The sequence below is a fragment of the Bradyrhizobium sp. SRL28 genome, from assembly GCF_018596315.1.
Classification (GTDB): Bacteria; Pseudomonadota; Alphaproteobacteria; order Rhizobiales; family Xanthobacteraceae; genus Bradyrhizobium.
Genome location: NZ_JAHEAG010000027.1, coordinates 1 through 16,534, shown reverse-complemented (window position 1 = coordinate 16,534; position 16,534 = coordinate 1). Strand labels below are relative to the sequence as shown.

Genomic DNA, 16,534 nt, shown 5'->3' with positions numbered 1-16,534 from the left:
GGTATCGTCTACGAGCACCTCGAGTGTAGGCGAATCATACGTAACTCACTTTAGGCGCTAATGACCCGAACATGACCCTCAATTGATCAACGGAAACGTGAGGGTCGTTGTCGTCCCTGAATCTGAACTTTCTTGTTCCATGGTGCCGCCGATCTGTCTTGCAAGAGAAGCAATCAGTTTCAGTCCGGACCCGTGTTCGCTCGGGTGACGGATGCCACGCCCGTTGTCAGAAACGGTCAGCCGGGCCTCCCCATAACCGATGCCCCCGACCAATCTCACTCTTATCTTGCCAGCGTCCGGGCCAAATGCATGTTTGATGCTGTTCATTGCTGCTTCATTCAAGATAAGACCAACTGGCAAGGCCCTATCAATACTCAATTCAAGTTCGTCCGACTCTACGTCGATTTCGACGGCGTCGATCTGCTGACGGATTGCGCTGCAAAGAGCGCGAATGTAATCTGACAGTCTGACTGTCTTGCCTTCGTGTCGCGATGCGAGCTGATCGTGGGCAAGTGAAATGGCGTTGATGCGGCTTGCAACATGATCCAGCGCGCGATGAACCTCGAGATTTTGATACCGGCGCTTCTGAATGGAAATAGAGGACAAAACGAGCTGGAAGTTGTTCTTGACGCGATGTTGCAATTCGCGAAGCAAAATCTCTTGTTTCTGAGCCTCGGCAGCCGCAGCCATCAAGCGCGCTTCCTTATCCGGCTGCGCATGGTGGCGCAGTACGGAGCCTATGAGGCCCGCGGCGGACGATAGGAAATCACTCGTATCCTCACTGAAGTCTCTAGGCGAGGTGCTATCCACCTCCAACACACCCCATGCCGCCCCCCCGATCAACACAGGCACATTGGCCACCGAGATGATGCCATGTTCCTTCAGGAAATCCGACGGAACGTACTCATCTTGCTCTCTGAAATCTTTGATGCTGACCGGCTCTGCAGTCTGAAATGCCCGCCCAGGCGGTGAACGCAGGTCTGCTGACAACGTAGCTGTGCGAACGACACCTTCCTTCCATCCGACACCTGCGACGAGGAGAAGATCCGACGTCTCGGGACGATATCGAAGAATTTTTACATGGTGTATTTCGACTGCCCGAGCGATCTGGACGACGGCCTGGTCCAAGAAGCGATCCAACTCGGCATTCTCACTCGCAAGTCGTCCGATATCGGCTAAAATGCGAACGTGACGCCGGAGCTTATCCAGCACGCCAACTTCGCTCGTTGCGTTGGAACGGTCCTCCATCAGCTTCTAAGTCCTACCCACCGGTTCCGCCTTTGTCGTTTCACGAGTGACCTCGAGTGCCTCCTCGCCGTTACTCGCTACCTGACTTTGCCCGGTCCCGCTCTTCTCTCGCGTAAAGGTACTTCGTTGCTTGTTCGGTAATCTGCTTCTCGGAGCGCGTCCGGCTCCTGTTTCGCGTGATGCCGTAGGCTATTACCAGTCCGAGCACGATGGCACCGGCGAACATTAGGGCGACCGACACGTGCGATCCGGTTTCAACCGGCAGTCCCTGCGCGGCGAGATTATTCGGGAGGAAGGGCAGGACTAATAGAGCCAGAATCGTCGCCCAATGCCAGTTGCTTCCCCTAAACCATCCAATATGAACCAACTTCATGGCCAGCCTCCTGTGCGGCAAGCGGTAACGCCAACAAGCGGACAGCCTAGGAACATTCGGGACAACGATATGTTGCTAGTCGAACTGCGGCAGAGAGACACACGCCAGTGGCGCCTACGGCTCTTATGAACGATAGCCGGAGCAGGTTGTCGGATTTGTTGACTTGCATTGGTTGCAACTAAACGATGAAGCTTGAGAAGATTGATCCCGATGACAAGGGGAGTGATCTTATTCAATATCGCTGCAAGATATGTCAGCGTATTGAACTGGTGCGGCTAGCCCGCGCCCGATGGCCGAGCCGCACATGACGAGACCAATCAACTTGACTTCTCGCGCGAGGGCTATTTACGAGCACCACGCCGGCTTCCTTCGTGGGCTGCTTATTGATTTCGGGATTCGTTCTCCATCATCAGACTGGTGTTGCAGTTCGGTTCCGGGAAGACTCATAGTCTGGCTTCCTCGCCATGGCTCATAGTGGGACCGCTTATCGCGCGGTTGCGGGCTGGTGGATTTAAGCCAATGGTTCATATGCGCTGCGCCTTCGGCCTGTCGGGCCCGCTTCAAGAGCAGTTCTCGAGCCATTCCCGGGGGGAGAGCCTTGGCCGCTTCTCTAAAGCGCTGCGCTTCTTCCGCTAGCCGTTGTTCAAAGCTTTTTTGGTGCTTGATGCGGCGACGCTTCTGCATGTGGTGCTCCATCCGGTAAGAGCGGAGCGTGGGAGCGTGGAATGCGTTCTCATCACCGATAGATGCTGGACGGCCCAGCGGTGCCAGCATTAGCCCGGTACGGAAAATCCGACCGTGCAGTAGTGAACACACTGGATTGTCTGTTCAGAGGGACTGGCATGTGCTGTCTTGTTAACATTTGTGGCCGTGCGCGCATGCGAGCCGCGCGGCTGCTTTCCGCTCGGTAAACGGGCTGTCAATGGCGTGCTTCATGCGGCGGGCTTGTTCAGCGCCGCGGGCGACGATCCTGATCGTATCGTCGGGCAATGGCGCTGCAGCGCCTTGGCCTTGTCCCACGGCGCGCGCATCCAGACCTCGCGCTCCTCGTCTCAGTAAGTTGACCGGCATGCTTTCGGATGGACCGGTTCGACGACGGCGTCGGCGATGTCGTGAGAAGCCGTAGACCTGATGTAGGCTGGGAATCGGTTTCGATTTCGTCCTGCGATCGCCCTTGAACGGTTCAGATGCCGGCGAAGCAAGTCAGCGGCCGATCGTCGTTGTGGTTGAAGGCGGCAGCGTGGACGGCCGGTCGACAACGCTATGGTCCGTCTCGTCATCATCTCGCGCCAAGGGATGCGAGCTCATCGGCTCGTCGCTCCCAGACGACCGTCTTGGGACCGTCGCGCAGCGCCTGGACGAAGGACTACGATCCCCGTCGCAGACGACGCTGGCTCGTGATGCAGCTATTGGGTGCAAGGACGGTAGCCCGCGCAAGTCGGCTATAGAAGCATAGCAGCTAAGCTATCGCCTGCACGGAGGGGATAGTGCTCAGGCTGAGCGATCTAGGAACCCGAACGAAAATCTAGTGTTGAGTGTTCGCGTCGCAGAATTTCTGGTCTCGCGGTCTCGTCCTACCCTATTGCGTTTCGAGAAAAGGCATGGCCACACCTAAAGAAAATGGATGTTGTCCGGCGGGCTCCCTATCGCGTCCAGCTGCACATCCACAATGATGCGATCAAGGTGTTCACGCCACAACAAACTCCACGCATCAAGCGTGCGGGATAAATAGGCAATCGGGGGCGAAATGCGAGTCTGAGTTACACCGGCCAGAGATTCAACTGATGCCGATCGCGATCCTCGTGCCGTTAGACAAAATCAGAGATCGTGAAGGGAAGTTCGCGCATCTGCAGATCGCAGCGGCGGCGCAATTCGCGAGCGACTTCGGAAGCACCTTCCGACCGGCGCTCGGCGGTATTGAACGCGAACTATGCGGATTGGGCTGCTATATTGGCCGGTCAGTAGGTCTTTGTTGGTGTCCTATCTGATGTAGGAGTGTCCGAAAACCGCGTCTCAATGTGACAGCGAATTTGCGCTTGAGGCGGGTTGCCGCGCGAAGAAGTGCAGCGCGAAACTCTTTCTTACATCAAGAGTTCCTCTCCGGGAACTTTGCTTCCAAATGCAAGCAGCCATTGGTCGCGTGATGCAAACCTACGGCGTGATGGTCAATCTCCCGCCACGAAGCTCGGGAGAAGGTTTCCAATTTCTTGAAAGACAAAGGCGGAGACGAGCACGACTTAGCCATCGAGGGCCTCAAATATTTGCTTGGCCGCGTTACAAAGTCCCGACGACGCGCAGCTACCTTAGCACCGCGTCCAGTAGCTGCTGAGGCTCAAATGGTTTCCTAAGAAAGCGGGTATCGTGCGGGACGTGTGGCGGGCCTTGTCCAGAGACCATCACGACATTCAGATCAGGGAATTTGCGCTTGGCATACTGCGCAAGTTCCAAGCCGGACATCTCTCCACCAAGCTCTACATCGGTCACCAGAGCCCGAAGGTCTGGACCGGTTGAAGCCAGCATCAGTTCCGCGGCCGCTGCATCGGCACACTCCACCACCTCAAGTCCCTCGCTTTTCAGAAGGTCGGCAAGGCACTCCCGCTGGAACGGATCATCCTCCACAATGAGGGCTACGAAGTTCGACATCATTGCCTCCGGAAAGAAACCAATCTCAACCGCAATAGTTGCTTCGCCGTTCGTAGGCGCTTCCTTGTCGGCGCCCCCATGTCCAGTGACGCGTACGCGACTCCACAGGGCAGGCTCTAGCCCCGGGAGTCGAGAAGGAAGGCGCAAAGAGCTGGAGCCGCAATGGCGTCTATGGGAAGGCGCCACGCGATTCATACGCCGTGAGGTCTGGATTCGTTCCTAGGAATGCTTGCGTAGCTTCTTGAGGATTTCGCTTCTAGTCAAACGGCCCCAGCCTGAGAGCAGAACACTGGGGCCGCCACTCCAACGCCAACAACGGTTACGAGACCGTTCCTAAAGAGCCTCTGACAGCCTCGTAAGCTGTTGGCTGCCTTTCAGGAGCCTTCGGAATTTTGAATGTCATGGGGAAGGTGCCTGCCGCCAAACGCTCGTAATCCGATTGCTCCTCGGACAGACGCCTTTCAATAAATTGGCGCTCAAGATCCGTAAGCTTGGTTTGGAGCAAGCGCCGGTAGCGGGTGATATTATTGCGATGGGTTCGCAAACGGGCAATGTTTTCGTCCATCATCGTCGTCATCCTTTGACGGTCGTTACAGCTTTCTCTTTTGGCTAGAGGGGCGATGCCCCGGCAAAAATTAGGCACGGGCGGCAACCTGTCAAGAGGCTCGGGGACCCACCACGGAGATGATCCGGGCCGGCGAAAGCCAGCCCGTGACGCCAGGGGTACGACCGCAATGGCGGCCGCCGGCGCTCCGGAAGTGTCGTGTCGAGCCTTCCTCACCCCCTGGCGCGCCTCTATTCCACAAGACGAAGGATTCGACGCCGCTTCATTCGATCGAGAGCGTGGACAACCTCATCTCTATCGAAGACGGCGATGAGCCGGTGCACTGTACGCGTGGCGTCATGTGGGCCGGGCGCGATGTAATCTCCGAGGATGCGCCTGGCATCTTCCATAGCTCGCAATACCGTGTTCTGATCCGTGTTGTTCATGTACGCGCCTGCGTTTCAAGGCAACAATTCCGCTTATGCCGCAAGTGCATGCTTGGTGGACCGCAACCGAAAGGGTTTGCCTCCCGGCGGATTCCACGGCTTGCCGTCGAGTTCGCAGAGCGCGTCGAGGATCTCGTCAATAGGCACCGGCGCCTTCAGGCCATTGGGCGCTCGAAGGGCAGGGCACGAAGCGATAGCAGACGCGTCTGAAGCCCAGGAGGCGAGAATGGCGCGCTTCTCGGCCAATGTCAGCGTGGGGTGGGTTACGACGTCTCGGGGGTGATCGAACACCGTGCCGGGATGTATCAGGGCGTTGATGTCGAAGACATTGTCTTTGATGGCGGTCGTCGGCCGCATGGTACCCTCCTATCCTGACGAGGTTGCGATACCGCGCGCCGGGCGCCGGCGCGCGGTAGATCACGGAGCGACGCTATTCGGCCGCTTTGGAATCGATCTGCTTGACGTTGCCGCCGGCTACGCCGTTGACGGCGATGCGGCGAGGCTTCATGGCTTCGGGGATCTCCCGGACCAGTTCGATCTTGAGCAGGCCATTGTCAAAGGCGGCGCTCTTCACCTGCACGTAATCGGCAAGGTTAAACTGGCGCTTGAAGCGCCGGGTCGAGATGCCCTGATACATGAAGTCCCGATCGGTCTTCTCGGCCTTGTCGCCCTCAACAGTAACCACGCTCTGCTCTGCGGTCACCGAGATTTCGTCGGGTGAAAAACCGGCAAGAGCGAGCGAGATCTGATAGTGATCTTCGCCAAGCCGTTCGATGTTATAGGGTGGATAGTGGTCTTCGGCGTGTTGGGCGGCGGCCTCCGCGAGATCGAAGAGGCGGTCGAAGCCGATGGTCGAGCGCCAAAGAGGTTCAAAGTTGTAACTGCGCATAGCCAAATCCTCCAATGAGCAAGTTGGTTACGAGCTGCACCGGAACACGACCGGTGCCCGTCTCCAGCCCGGGCCCATCAGGCACCCGGACACCACCGTATAGTGGCGACAAAAAAATTAGGAAAACCAGTTTTGGTTCAAGGGAGCCGCAAAAAATTTTTGGGGCGTTCTTTGCTCGTCAGGCGAACAGCCGGGCGCCGGCCGGCGTGAAGGTAACGAAAGTCCCGGACTCGTGCATCTTGAGCCAGCCGCGCTCAATCGCAAGCTTGAGGCCTGCGCCCTACTCGGCCGGGCTGCCGCGGTCGCGAAACAGAAACGACTCGTTGATTTTCTCGATGTGGATGCGGCCTGAACTGGCTCGATCGCATTGGCGATTTCGAGGATTCGGTGCGCGGCTTTTTCCGGTTGGCATAGGGGCGGGTGGTGGCGTATTTCATGAATGTCCCATGCGAACGCACGGAAAGCCGGCCGTACATTGGCGCCGCGTTGCCGCAACCCTCACAAATGAATCTGTCCACTATATCTAGGTCACTGTTCCCTCTAGAGCCTGCGTTTGTCCCAATGGTTTGCGGTCGGGATTGAACACCCGCTCGACATGACGGTTCAGCGCCTTCATGCACCCGATGCGAGCGAACATCGTTGGTCCATTTTGCTTGACCACCAACAACAGTGCCTCGATAGCGGTCTGCCATTCGTCGAGCTGCTGGTCGGCCTTCGGAAGTTGGGTGATGTAGGCCCCTGCGTCTTCGAGGGTGAGTAGCTGCCGACCATTAGACAGGGGTATTGGATCGTCAAATGATCGTTTCCAGCCCTTTGCAGTCATCAGGCCTCCCAAGGGGGAGCGGCTAGGCATCTTCCGGCCAGAAGGAAATGCGGCTGCCGAATGAGCGGAAGAACCCCGCCGCGAAGAAGGCGGCCAAGCCCTAGCGCTCAACGGGCCGGCGGAAGGCCGGGTTTTCAGTTCGGATTTTAGCCCGCGAACGCATGGCCGCATGACGATTATGGAATGATGATCGCAATAAAAAAGGCCGCTGCCGGCGCATCGACAGCGGCCCCAAAAGTCTAGGGAGGAAACGCCCAAGGAGGGCGGTGGTCCAAGCGAGCGGCCAAACTAACACAACCTAGCCTAGACAGTGATCACTGTTCCGGGAGGCCCGGCCGCCTGCGGACCTCTGGGTGTCCGAGAGCTACGGAACTGAAATTTGGTTGGGCGCGGAACCTCGGGTTCCACCACGTGTCGAGGCCGCTGTTCCGGCTGTAATCGCCCCCCAAGCACCAGCCGGGAGTTGGCGGCCCCGGCCAAGCGGAGAAAGGGCCGGGGCCGTTTAATCGCCGGATCCGCGGGATCGCTCGCAGTTCGCCTGCGCCTGCGCGACGACAACGGCGATCCTTGAACTGCTGAGCAGCTAGCGTGGAGTGCGGCTCGTTTCAGAACCCTGGCCGCCGCCCGTACCAGCGCCCGAACCGGTCGTGGTCTGGCTGCTGCCCGTATCGGGACGTCCAGGCGGATGTGCGGAGGCACCCGGGCTTTCCTGTTGCCCCACGAATCCGGCTTCTCCGGAGTTGCGCGTCTTAATGCCTTTGTCCGCTTCCTCCTGCATCTGCTTGTCAGATTGCATCTGCTGGCCAGGCGCCGTCGACTGTTGAGCCTGTGCCGGCGTGCCGATCGAAATACCAAAAGCAGCCGTCGCGGCTAGAATTAATGTTCGCATGAGCTGTCCTCCTGTTGTCTCCTCTCCGCACAACGCGTGAGACAGCGATAGTTTCCTGGGAGAAGTAGAGGAGGCGTGCGTAGCAATCCAAGCACACAGCAATAGGAACGAAAGCAATGAGCAGCCGTTTTTTGAGTACAGAACAGAACCTAGGGAGAGCGTTCAATGAAGAAGATTATGTTGACTTCGGTCTGCATCTTGGCACTCGCTTCACCCGCTGCCTTCGCGCAGACCACTCAGCCTACTGGTGGTGCGTCGAGCCAAGGCAATGTCGGACCAGGCGCGTCGGAAGGCGCGATGAAGGACGCAAGCGGAACCATGAACAAGGGCACCACCGGGGCTAGCAGGCCCTCGCCGGGGGGAGACGCCAGCACTTCTGGCGCGAGCACGGCAGCCGGGCCAAATAACACTGGCACCGCCAAAGAACCGGGTGCCCTACAGAAGGGCGTGAACAAACAGTAAGCGATACTGCAAGAAAAGGGGCCGCCCCAGTGGCGGCCTCAATCATAGCAGGTCAAAGCTCCTACCTTACCTGAGCAGCACAAGGAGAAAGGCCGCGACCAAGACAGCCAACCAAATCAGCACGAGCCCTATGTAAACGGTGTCACGGCCCATCCCGACAGCATAGGCCGATGGCTGCGATAGTTTTATTGGGCTTTAGGGAGGGTTGCGGGGCCCTGCGCTATCAATTTAGGCTGTCACCATTAGCTCAAAGGGAGATCGTCAGTGGCGACAGGTACTGTGAAGTGGTTTAACCCGACGAAGGGATATGGATTTATTCAACCCGACAACGGCGGCAAGGATGTCTTCGTTCACATCTCGGCCGTAGAAAAGGCGGGACTGAGCAGCCTCAATGAGGGTGCCAAGGTCAGCTACGAAGAAACGAGCAACCGTGGCAAGACGTCCGCCGAAAATCTGAGAGTCGGATAAGATCAATTCGGTCGGCTCGCCGGCTTGGAAAACTGGCGTCTACGCAATCCGCCCGACAGCAGGCATTGCCTGAAAACGAAAACCCCCGCCGCTACTTGGAGCAAACGGCGGGGGCAAATCAACAGGGTATGGAGCGAGGGAAGCCCGTGACCAAGGCCGATGTCGCTCGCAATGGCCTGTAGGAGAAGTGAAGCGAAATGGATGCAGAGAGACAAGACGAAGTTTTGAGCAGCACGCAAGGTTTCTGCGAACTGCGCCCCCAAGCAATTAACCGTTGGCCATTGCCTGACACTTCCCAATGATGGGTAATGAATAAAAGAGCCCGCCGGTTAGGGCGGGCTAGCGCAAATAATTGCAAACGTTTTATGCCACCTGCTTCTGAAAGAAGCTGCTCGTTTTGCAGCAAGCTTTGGAGCAGCCTTTACCATCAGGTAGCGGTGCAAGAGATTGCCGGGCCGGTGGATTTCTCCCGACTCTACCGACCGCAGAGGCCGCCACTGAGGCGGCTTACTTCATGCTGGCTTTGGCGGCTGTAGTCCCGGCGACGAAAGCCATTCGCTCATGTGGGCCGCTGTATCGAGCTGGCTAATCTTCTTGAGAAGGGCGTCCATTTGAGGGCCAGGTTTGAGCTTGGCGACCTGCGCTTCAAGCTTTGCCTTCTGGGCTGCGATGTTCTCTTCGAATGTGTGAGGGACGGAACGGCGGCGACGCTGCATGTCATAACCTCTTGCTTACGGGTCCTAACCGTAGGGTTGCGCTTCCGATTTCGTGGCACCTTTGAGACATGCCCTATCCTGAGAATGTCCGTTCACCGGGATAGACCGGAAGTCGCCGTGGTTCGGCTCAACCGACGCGATTGACCCACGCGGTTTGTTTGCAAGGGAGCACGCGACGACACGTGCGAAAGTGCTGGCAGGTCGCGCGTGCAACTCCGAATTGCGAGACATTCAAAGGATTGCGATGAAGCGTCAAGTATCCCACCTTTCCTCAGAAAGGTCATAGAATCAAAGCCTTGCGCTAATGTCATCTTCCAAAAGGGTAGGTTTTTCGCTCGTCTGCCGCGATCATTTGGCAATGACATTCTGCTTGCGGTCTAATACTCTCGAAATTCAGGACAAGTGGAGCCGTAGTTGCGGCCAATCACCGCGAGATTCAAATGTCAGACGCCAGCGACAGTGCGCGCGAGGCAACCATCAATTCGCTGATGAGCCAGCGCAATTTGGGCCTGGATGCCGAAAGCGAAAAGCGACTCCACGAGTTGCTGCACGCCTTGCCAGCGGCGGTGTACACAACGGACGCGTTGGGACGCATCACATTCTACAACGAGGCTGCCGCGACTCTTTGGGGTTGTCGGCCGGTCCTGGGTACCGATGAATGGTGCGGTTCGTGGAAACTGTACTGGCCTGATGGGACATCGCTGCCCCACAGCGAGTGCCCGATGGCGATGGCTATTAAGGAAAGACGCCCAATCACGGGCTACGAAGCCATAGCCGAACGGCCCGATGGGACGCGCGTGCCTTTCATGCCGTTCCCGTCGCCGCTATTCGATTCATCCGGTGTGTTTATCGGCGCGGTCAATATGCTGGTGGATATCACTGAGCGCAAGCAGCAAGAGGAAGCCGCGCGGCGATCGGAACAAGACCTCCGCGACTTTTTGGAAAACGCCCAGATGCCAATCCATTGGGTTGGGCCTGACGGGATCGTGCTTTGGGCCAACCGCGCCGAACTGCAAATGCTCGGCTATAGCCCCGACGAATACATGGGGCATCACATCGCAGATTTTCATGCCGATCAGCCGGTCATTAATGATATTCTCAAGCGGCTGACTAACGGAGAAACTCTCACCGACTACGAGGCGCGGCTTCGTCACAAAGATGGTTCGATCCGTGACGTGCTGATCAATTCAAGTGTATTCTGCAAGGACGGCAAATTTGTTCACACCGGTTGCTTCACGCGTGACGTTACCGAAACTAAACGTGGCGCAGACGCCGCGCAACGGCTCGCCTCGATCGTCGAGGGGAGTGATGATGCCGTTGTCAGCAAAGACCTGAACGGCATCATCACGAGTTGGAACAATGGCGCAGAAAGAATTTTCGGCTACTTGGCTCAGGAGGTTATCGGAAAGTACGTCGGCCTCCTCATTCCGCCGGATCGCATGGACGAAGAGCCCGCCATCCTTGAGAAGCTGAGGCGCGGCGAGCGAATCAATCACTATGAAACGGTGCGACAGCGCAAGGACGGTAGTTGGATCGATGTTTCACTGACGGTTTCGCCTGTGAGGGATGGCACCGGTAAGGTCGTCGGTGCAGCAAAAATCGCCCGCGACATTACAGACCGCAAGCGGAGTGAGGCTCAAATCGAGATGCTTGCTCGCGAAGCGGAGCACCGGGCAAAGAATGTATTGGCGACTGTGCAGGCAACAGTGAATCTGTCGAATGCTAATACGCCGGATGAACTCAAGCACGCAATTTCGGGCCGTATTCAGGCCCTTGCAAACGTTCATAGGCTGTTCGTGGCAACGCGCTGGGAAGGCGCAGACCTCCACAATCTGATTAAGGACGAACTCGCCGCCTACGTGAATGACGGAGAATCGCGGGCGACAATCGAGGGACTTACCCTTTTGCTTGATCCGTCCACCGCTCAGGCGGTCGCGGTAACCGTCCATGAGTTGGCGACAAACGCCGCGAAGTACGGATCGTTATCGGTCCAGAATGGAATGGTTCATGTGCAGTGTTCGCAATCTGCAGAAGGCCAAGTCATGCTGCGCTGGAGCGAACGAAACGGCCCACCCGTCGAGTATCCCACCCGTTCGGGCTTCGGATCGCGCATCATGGAAACCATGGTCAGAGGCCAGCTCAAAGGCGAGATAAGCTTTGATTGGCAGACTGACGGACTGATTTGCGAAATCGCCATGCCGGCGTAAGGCCGAGCCGGTCAAGCGGCTCGTGCCCCCGCCTCATCGAGCCCGCGTAGAAGAGGCTGCGCGCAGGCATCCTGACAATCGCGGAATGTCTGCCTTGCGAAGGTTTTCGGATGCCGGCCCCATGACGGTGGCGCCGCGCGCACGGGGCCGGCGTCCGCAAACCTCCAAGGGAGGAAACCGCGCTTTGGGAACGTAAAGCCGCGCGGCAGGCGCTATGGAGATTTGAGGGCCGCGGGTGAGGTGTGTGATTGGAGCTGAGCTGGCTCAGCGAGTTGGCCGACGGTGAAGCGGCTCATGAAAGAGCGGCGGGCCGCGTTGAACGCTGTGAATTGGCGACCGATTTGCGACGACGGCGGGATTTGAATTTTATCTGGTCCCCAGCGTTCGGTCACCGATTTCATGTTGCGTTTGTTGCGAGCGAATGTCGTTGATTATCAACGAATTTCATCGAATAGCGGTGAGTAGACGCGACATGACCGCGACATAGGGATACTTCGCTATCCGCCTGATGCTGCGACACTACTTCCCGCCGGATACATGAGGCCGAAAGTCGGTCCCCCTGTGCAGGTCTGGTAAGAGCTTCGGATCTGGAACCGGACAGACGGGCAAAGCATTTATGGCTCTCTCAGTCTCTGTTGGGAGCCAGCAGATGCAAGAGTACCACGCCTACATCATGGGGCCAGACGGGCATGTTCAAAATCGTGTCGATTTGCGATGCGATGATGGGGCCGAGGCCATCAGGCTCGCCAAGCAGTTCGTTGATGGTCACGACGTGGAGCTATGGCAACTGGATCGACACGTCGAAACATTTACGTCCGAGCGGCCAATCCTGAGCCAGTCGATTACTGACGCTGGTGCTCGCTAATCTCAGATTCAGCTTGAAGCCAAAACTCCAAGTCGCGGTCTGTAGGGCATCCGTTCTGTTCCCAAATTTCCCGGGCGCGTGCACTGATGGCCTGCTTTGTGCGTCTCGCCTCCAGACGCGGCCGCAGCCTCTGCCTTAGCTCCTCAATCCAAGCCCTCAACCGCTCCACGGTCGTCGGGTCATTGATACGCGAAGCAATCCGGGTCGCCTGGTCGATCTTGCGCTCTAGTTCCCGGGGATCTTCAATCTGATCCATAGACCATCTCCATCAAAGTAAGACGGTTCAGGTCACAGTTTTGTTCATATACGATGATGGAAACGTTCTAGGCGGCCCGACGCACGACGTTCCCTAGACACGCGGAGGGCCCACCAGAAATTCCGCCGGGGTGAGCCCGCCGTAGGAACGATCGCAGGGCGATTCTAATTGAGTCCGTGCTCAGCTACGCGCGTACCATGAACACCACGGATCAAGACACCGTATTGCAAGCTGTGGAGGATGCCAGGCGCATCCTCGGAGAATACATCGCGCCAGGCCCACGAGACGCTACGCGTACAGTGCACCGCCTCATCGCGGTCCTAGATAGAGATGAGCTTGTCCACGCTCTCGATAGAATGAAAAAGCGCCGGGCTCTTCGCCTTGTGGAATAGAGGCTCGCCCGGCGAGCGAGGCGGCCCGTGCTAGACGGATTAGCCACCGCGACAAAAATTCCTAGGAGCGATCCAGGCATGAGGGCGTATGAATCGCGTGGCGTCTTCCATAGACGCCATTGCCGTCGTCTCGACTCCCGGGGGCTGGAGCCCGCCGTGCAGACTGGCTGCGCTCGCCGGCCAAGGTAAAGGTCCATGCAGGACATGAAGGACAGCGCAGAGAAGCTGCGCGCAGAAGCCGACAATGCGGAGCAGATCGCCCGAAGCGCGACGGCTGTGCAGAAGCGCGAGCTTTACGAGCGCCTCGCCGTTCATTTCAGACAACTGGCTGCTGAAATCGAAAAAGTTATGGCGGATCGGGCTGAGTAAGGCGGGCCCGGTGCGCGATTTCGGAGCCGCATCCCCGCCTCTAGGACCGGGCCCCTGACAGCCCACGTCAATGTAAGCTCCACGCCCGCCGCATGGCGCCTTGAAATGACGGCACCAGCGTTGTGACCCAACTGAGGCCGTTCTTATTCAGACACTGCCCCTAGCCGTGGCACAAGCCGCACATGAACAAAAGGTCGGGGAATACCGGGAACAAGTGGCAATGGACGGCGTTCTGAGTCCCGTGTCTTTCAGAATTGCCCAAAGGCACACAAGACACCTTCCCAGGCCCCAGCTTTCCCCGAGGCTGGGGCCGTTTCTTATTTCGATACCGGCAGCGTCTTTTATTGAAATCGATCGGGAAAAACAGGCAATCAGTTAGGAACGCGCTGCTGTGAGCGGAGTCAGTTCACAGCTTCCGGTTTTTGCCCCCGAAGAACCCTGCCGGAAGAAAACTCGGGGTTGGCGGCCCCAGCTGTCTCAACCGACAGCTGGGGCCTTTTCATAGAAGCCAGCGCGGCAACTCTAGCCGACGCCGCAAGGCTTGTTGAGAAAGTAATCGCGATTGCCCAGCGCCTTCTCCGCGTACTGATCTATCGCAACGGTGATTGCCTGGACGTGCTGATAGCAGTGGCCTTCACGCGCGGCTCGCTGCCGAAGTTCGGCGAGCGCGTTGATCCATGGCGAGTTGTCCGCCTTTTCGTCGTGCCATTGCAATCATAGCGCTCCTTCATCACCCTCTGGATCGTTCGGACGAGCCCCTCGGCACGGCGCCCGAGCTGGTTGTACAGGCGAAGCCGCCTGAACAGGATCTCGATTTCACGGTCGGTGTTCATTATGCGGCTAATAGTACAAATAGCGAACAAGGTGACAAGCCGCTAGGAATAGGCTGTGCTGGGACGGGACACCCAAGATCATTGCCTGAGTAGATTTTATTGCCCTGGTCTATCCGTTTGAGGATCCCATCATTTTGCCCGACGGCCGGAAGTTACTCACGCTGAAGGACGCGGCCGACTACATTACGAAGCTGCCGAAGAACGAATCCGAGTCTCACTAAGCGAAAAGCCCGGCCGAGAGGGCCGGGCTGATCCGTAATATTTTCTAGTCACACAATGTACAAAGTAGACGGAATGTGAACGCCGCTGTCTGTTCAAAAAAGAACATGAAACCAAACAAGTCGCCCGTAAGACTACGGTGGCTGCCGCCCGCGGTCGTCACTCGCGGCCATTCAGTCACAGGAACGGCCCCGGCGCGGGGCTGGCTAGCACCGGGACCGCCCCCTCTCCTTGCGCCCCGTCTCGGACGCGCCGAATTATCAGATTGGGAAAAGTGGTCGCGATTGAGCTAGATCAAGAGCCGCCGGTTGGAACTTTTACTGGCTAAGAGGGTCGGTGTGAGCTTCCGGGGACCAGCCCCCAAAGCCCCACTCGGAAGAAGGCGGCCCCAGTTTCTTTCCAGCAACTGGGGCCGTTTCTCATTCAGATGCCGGCGAGCCGTTTTCCGAGGATGGCAACGCAAGTGCTCACCCGGAAGCAGCCCGCGCGGCGTCAAAGGCTTGGCAGCCGTGATTGACTTACAAAATTTTCCAGAGAGAAGCCGTCCTAAAACGGGGAACTGCAGGCCAGATCGGTCATTGGCCCCCGTGCTGATCATCGCTCTGCTTGAGGCTGGCAATTGGAAGTGGTCGGCATAGGGCCGCTGGCCATTAGAAATAGCTGGCGGCCCCACCGTACACTTTCAAGATGAGTCGTCTCAATTCAATTGATCGACTTGTCCTAAACTTTTTTTGGGGCCCGCCGGCGAGATCCGGCGGGGCCTGCTTCCCTCAATTCGCAGTGCGCGGTTCGAGCGCCAGCAGTTCCAGACTTGCCCGCGTCGGATCGGTGGCCGCTGCCATGTAGGCCAGGACGGCCATAACCTCAGCCGGCATTATCAACTTGACGATGACCTGCTGCCACTGGCCGCCCCGCATATCTGGTACCGTGAAAATCAGGCGCCGATTTGGCCCCAAGTGGTCAATGCGCGCCAGCTTATGGCAATACACATCCTGCGCCTGATCGATTAGGTGCTCAGTCATGCCGTCACCGGCATCAGCTCGCGCAGAGCTTTGGTCAGATTGTCAATCAGGAAGAAATGCCGGGAGCGGCGCTTGGCATTGTCATCCGCCAAATCAGGCCAGTGTTCGGGATCTTTAGCCTCTACGCTCGCTACGTATTCGAGCAGACCATCATCGTAATCCCTGGCATGCCGGGCAACCAGTGGGTTCGCGCGGAGAATGCCGGCTCTTGGCGCAAAGCCGACGGCCAAGCACCAATGGCCTAAATTCCCGAAACGGACGCTGTGAGCTTCAGTGGCTTAGAGGACTTCACAGACGTTGTCGGATTTGCCAGCCTTCGTTCGTCCTAGGGTCTCAACAAGGAGCCCAAACCATGGCTGAACAGGCCAAGGCCGAAGAAACCCGGATCAAAGCCCTTCTCGAGGGCTGGGCGGACGCCGTCCGCCGGCACGATCTTCCCGCCATTCTGGCGCACCACGACCGGGACATAGCGATGTTCGACTTGCCGCCGCCACTCCAATGCAGGGGCATCGAAGCCTACGAACAGACCTGGGATCTGCTTTTCCGTTACCACAAGCCGGGTACGGCCTTCGACTTTCGAGAACTCGCCGTTACCGCAGGCGCTGACGTCGCCTTCGCGGTCGCCATCCTGTGGTGCGGACCTGACTCGTCCAGCAATCCTATAGACAAGGACGGCTTTCTGTTCCGACTGACTGTTGGCCTGCGGAAGGTCGATGGCGACTGGCGCATCGCACACGAGCATCATTCTGTGCCTGCTTCGGACTGACAGGTCAGAATCCGTCCACAGTGTCGGTTCATTGGGTGCTCAGAGGCCAGCTACGCCGGCTGGTCAATGTCCGCTTACCCGCCGGGTCTGCATGTCAGCTTCGG

General features: G+C 57.8%; 20 protein-coding genes. 7 read left to right on the top strand and 13 right to left on the bottom strand.

Annotated elements, in window-relative coordinates; genetic code table 11:
- Positions 1–78 precede the first annotated feature (78 nt).
- Positions 79–1,248, bottom strand: a complete 1,170-nt coding sequence (locus KIP88_RS33335) for a sensor histidine kinase (RefSeq protein ID WP_214492398.1) — start codon at positions 1,246–1,248, stop codon at positions 79–81.
- Positions 1,249–1,318: 70 nt separating this feature from the next.
- Positions 1,319–1,621, bottom strand: a complete 303-nt coding sequence (locus KIP88_RS33330; RefSeq protein WP_214492397.1) for a hypothetical protein — start codon at positions 1,619–1,621, stop codon at positions 1,319–1,321.
- 1,784 nt (positions 1,622–3,405) lie between these two features.
- On the opposite strand from KIP88_RS33330, the gene KIP88_RS33325 reads away from it, so the two are divergent.
- Positions 3,406–3,609: a hypothetical protein gene (locus KIP88_RS33325; RefSeq protein WP_214492396.1), complete on the top strand. Its 204-nt coding sequence runs from the start codon at positions 3,406–3,408 to the stop codon at positions 3,607–3,609.
- 310 nt (positions 3,610–3,919) lie between these two features.
- Here KIP88_RS33325 and KIP88_RS33320 read toward each other — a convergent pair whose 3' ends face one another.
- The 6 genes from KIP88_RS33320 to KIP88_RS33295 form a co-directional block, all read right to left on the bottom strand.
- Entirely contained in the window at positions 3,920–4,264 is a 345-nt protein-coding gene (locus KIP88_RS33320; protein ID WP_214492395.1) for a response regulator, read from the bottom strand.
- Positions 4,265–4,583: 319 nt separating this feature from the next.
- Complete coding sequence (locus KIP88_RS33315) at positions 4,584–4,832, bottom strand: hypothetical protein (RefSeq protein ID WP_249791196.1); 249 nt, start codon at positions 4,830–4,832, stop codon at positions 4,584–4,586.
- Between the two features lie 455 nt (positions 4,833–5,287).
- Positions 5,288–5,611 carry a hypothetical protein gene (locus tag KIP88_RS33310; protein WP_214492394.1) on the bottom strand — a complete coding sequence of 108 codons (324 nt, stop codon included), beginning with the start codon at positions 5,609–5,611 and terminating at the stop codon, positions 5,288–5,290.
- A gap of 73 nt (positions 5,612–5,684) precedes the next feature.
- Complete coding sequence (locus KIP88_RS33305) at positions 5,685–6,143, bottom strand: Hsp20 family protein (RefSeq protein WP_214492393.1); 459 nt, start codon at positions 6,141–6,143, stop codon at positions 5,685–5,687.
- Between the two features lie 523 nt (positions 6,144–6,666).
- Positions 6,667–6,966 (bottom strand): hypothetical protein, encoded by a 300-nt coding sequence (locus KIP88_RS33300; RefSeq protein WP_249791195.1) that lies wholly within the window; start codon positions 6,964–6,966, stop codon positions 6,667–6,669.
- A gap of 583 nt (positions 6,967–7,549) precedes the next feature.
- Complete coding sequence (locus tag KIP88_RS33295; protein WP_214492392.1) at positions 7,550–7,855, bottom strand: hypothetical protein; 306 nt, start codon at positions 7,853–7,855, stop codon at positions 7,550–7,552.
- A gap of 165 nt (positions 7,856–8,020) precedes the next feature.
- Here KIP88_RS33295 and KIP88_RS33290 point away from each other — a divergent pair, with 165 nt between their 5' ends.
- Positions 8,021–8,317 (top strand): hypothetical protein, encoded by a 297-nt coding sequence (locus KIP88_RS33290; protein WP_214492391.1) that lies wholly within the window; start codon positions 8,021–8,023, stop codon positions 8,315–8,317.
- A 264-nt stretch (positions 8,318–8,581) separates the two neighbouring features.
- Positions 8,582–8,785, top strand: a complete 204-nt coding sequence (locus KIP88_RS33285; RefSeq protein WP_214492390.1) for a cold-shock protein — start codon at positions 8,582–8,584, stop codon at positions 8,783–8,785.
- 512 nt (positions 8,786–9,297) lie between these two features.
- Here the strand turns inward: KIP88_RS33285 and KIP88_RS33280 are convergent.
- Complete coding sequence (locus tag KIP88_RS33280; protein WP_214492389.1) at positions 9,298–9,501, bottom strand: hypothetical protein; 204 nt, start codon at positions 9,499–9,501, stop codon at positions 9,298–9,300.
- Positions 9,502–9,941: 440 nt separating this feature from the next.
- Between KIP88_RS33280 and KIP88_RS33275 the strand changes: the two genes are divergently transcribed.
- Positions 9,942–11,708 carry a PAS domain S-box protein gene (locus KIP88_RS33275; RefSeq protein ID WP_214492388.1) on the top strand — a complete coding sequence of 589 codons (1,767 nt, stop codon included), beginning with the start codon at positions 9,942–9,944 and terminating at the stop codon, positions 11,706–11,708.
- Between the two features lie 649 nt (positions 11,709–12,357).
- A complete protein-coding gene (locus tag KIP88_RS33270) occupies positions 12,358–12,573 on the top strand; it encodes a hypothetical protein (RefSeq protein WP_214492387.1) in 216 nt (71 codons plus the stop codon).
- Here the strand turns inward: KIP88_RS33270 and KIP88_RS33265 are convergent.
- The gene (locus tag KIP88_RS33265) at positions 12,551–12,829 is read right to left on the bottom strand and encodes a DUF2934 domain-containing protein (RefSeq protein ID WP_214492386.1); all 279 of its coding nucleotides are present in this window, start codon (positions 12,827–12,829) and stop codon (positions 12,551–12,553) included. The genes KIP88_RS33270 and KIP88_RS33265 overlap by 23 nt on opposite strands.
- A 587-nt stretch (positions 12,830–13,416) precedes the next feature.
- Between KIP88_RS33265 and KIP88_RS33260 the strand changes: the two genes are divergently transcribed.
- A complete protein-coding gene (locus KIP88_RS33260) occupies positions 13,417–13,590 on the top strand; it encodes a hypothetical protein (protein WP_214492385.1) in 174 nt (57 codons plus the stop codon).
- Positions 13,591–14,112: 522 nt separating this feature from the next.
- On the opposite strand, the gene KIP88_RS33255 is transcribed toward KIP88_RS33260, so the two are convergent.
- From KIP88_RS33255 to KIP88_RS33245, 3 genes are all read right to left on the bottom strand, one after another.
- On the bottom strand, positions 14,113–14,304 hold the full coding sequence (locus KIP88_RS33255) for a hypothetical protein (protein WP_214492384.1): 192 nt from the start codon (positions 14,302–14,304) through the stop codon (positions 14,113–14,115).
- A gap of 1,108 nt (positions 14,305–15,412) precedes the next feature.
- Positions 15,413–15,664, bottom strand: a complete 252-nt coding sequence (locus KIP88_RS33250) for a hypothetical protein (protein ID WP_214492383.1) — start codon at positions 15,662–15,664, stop codon at positions 15,413–15,415.
- Positions 15,661–15,894: a hypothetical protein gene (locus tag KIP88_RS33245; protein WP_214492382.1), complete on the bottom strand. Its 234-nt coding sequence runs from the start codon at positions 15,892–15,894 to the stop codon at positions 15,661–15,663. The genes KIP88_RS33250 and KIP88_RS33245 overlap by 4 nt, the downstream gene beginning before the upstream one ends.
- A gap of 122 nt (positions 15,895–16,016) precedes the next feature.
- On the opposite strand from KIP88_RS33245, the gene KIP88_RS33240 reads away from it, so the two are divergent.
- A complete protein-coding gene (locus KIP88_RS33240) occupies positions 16,017–16,430 on the top strand; it encodes a nuclear transport factor 2 family protein (RefSeq protein ID WP_214492381.1) in 414 nt (137 codons plus the stop codon).
- The last annotated feature ends 104 nt before the right edge of the window (positions 16,431–16,534 follow it).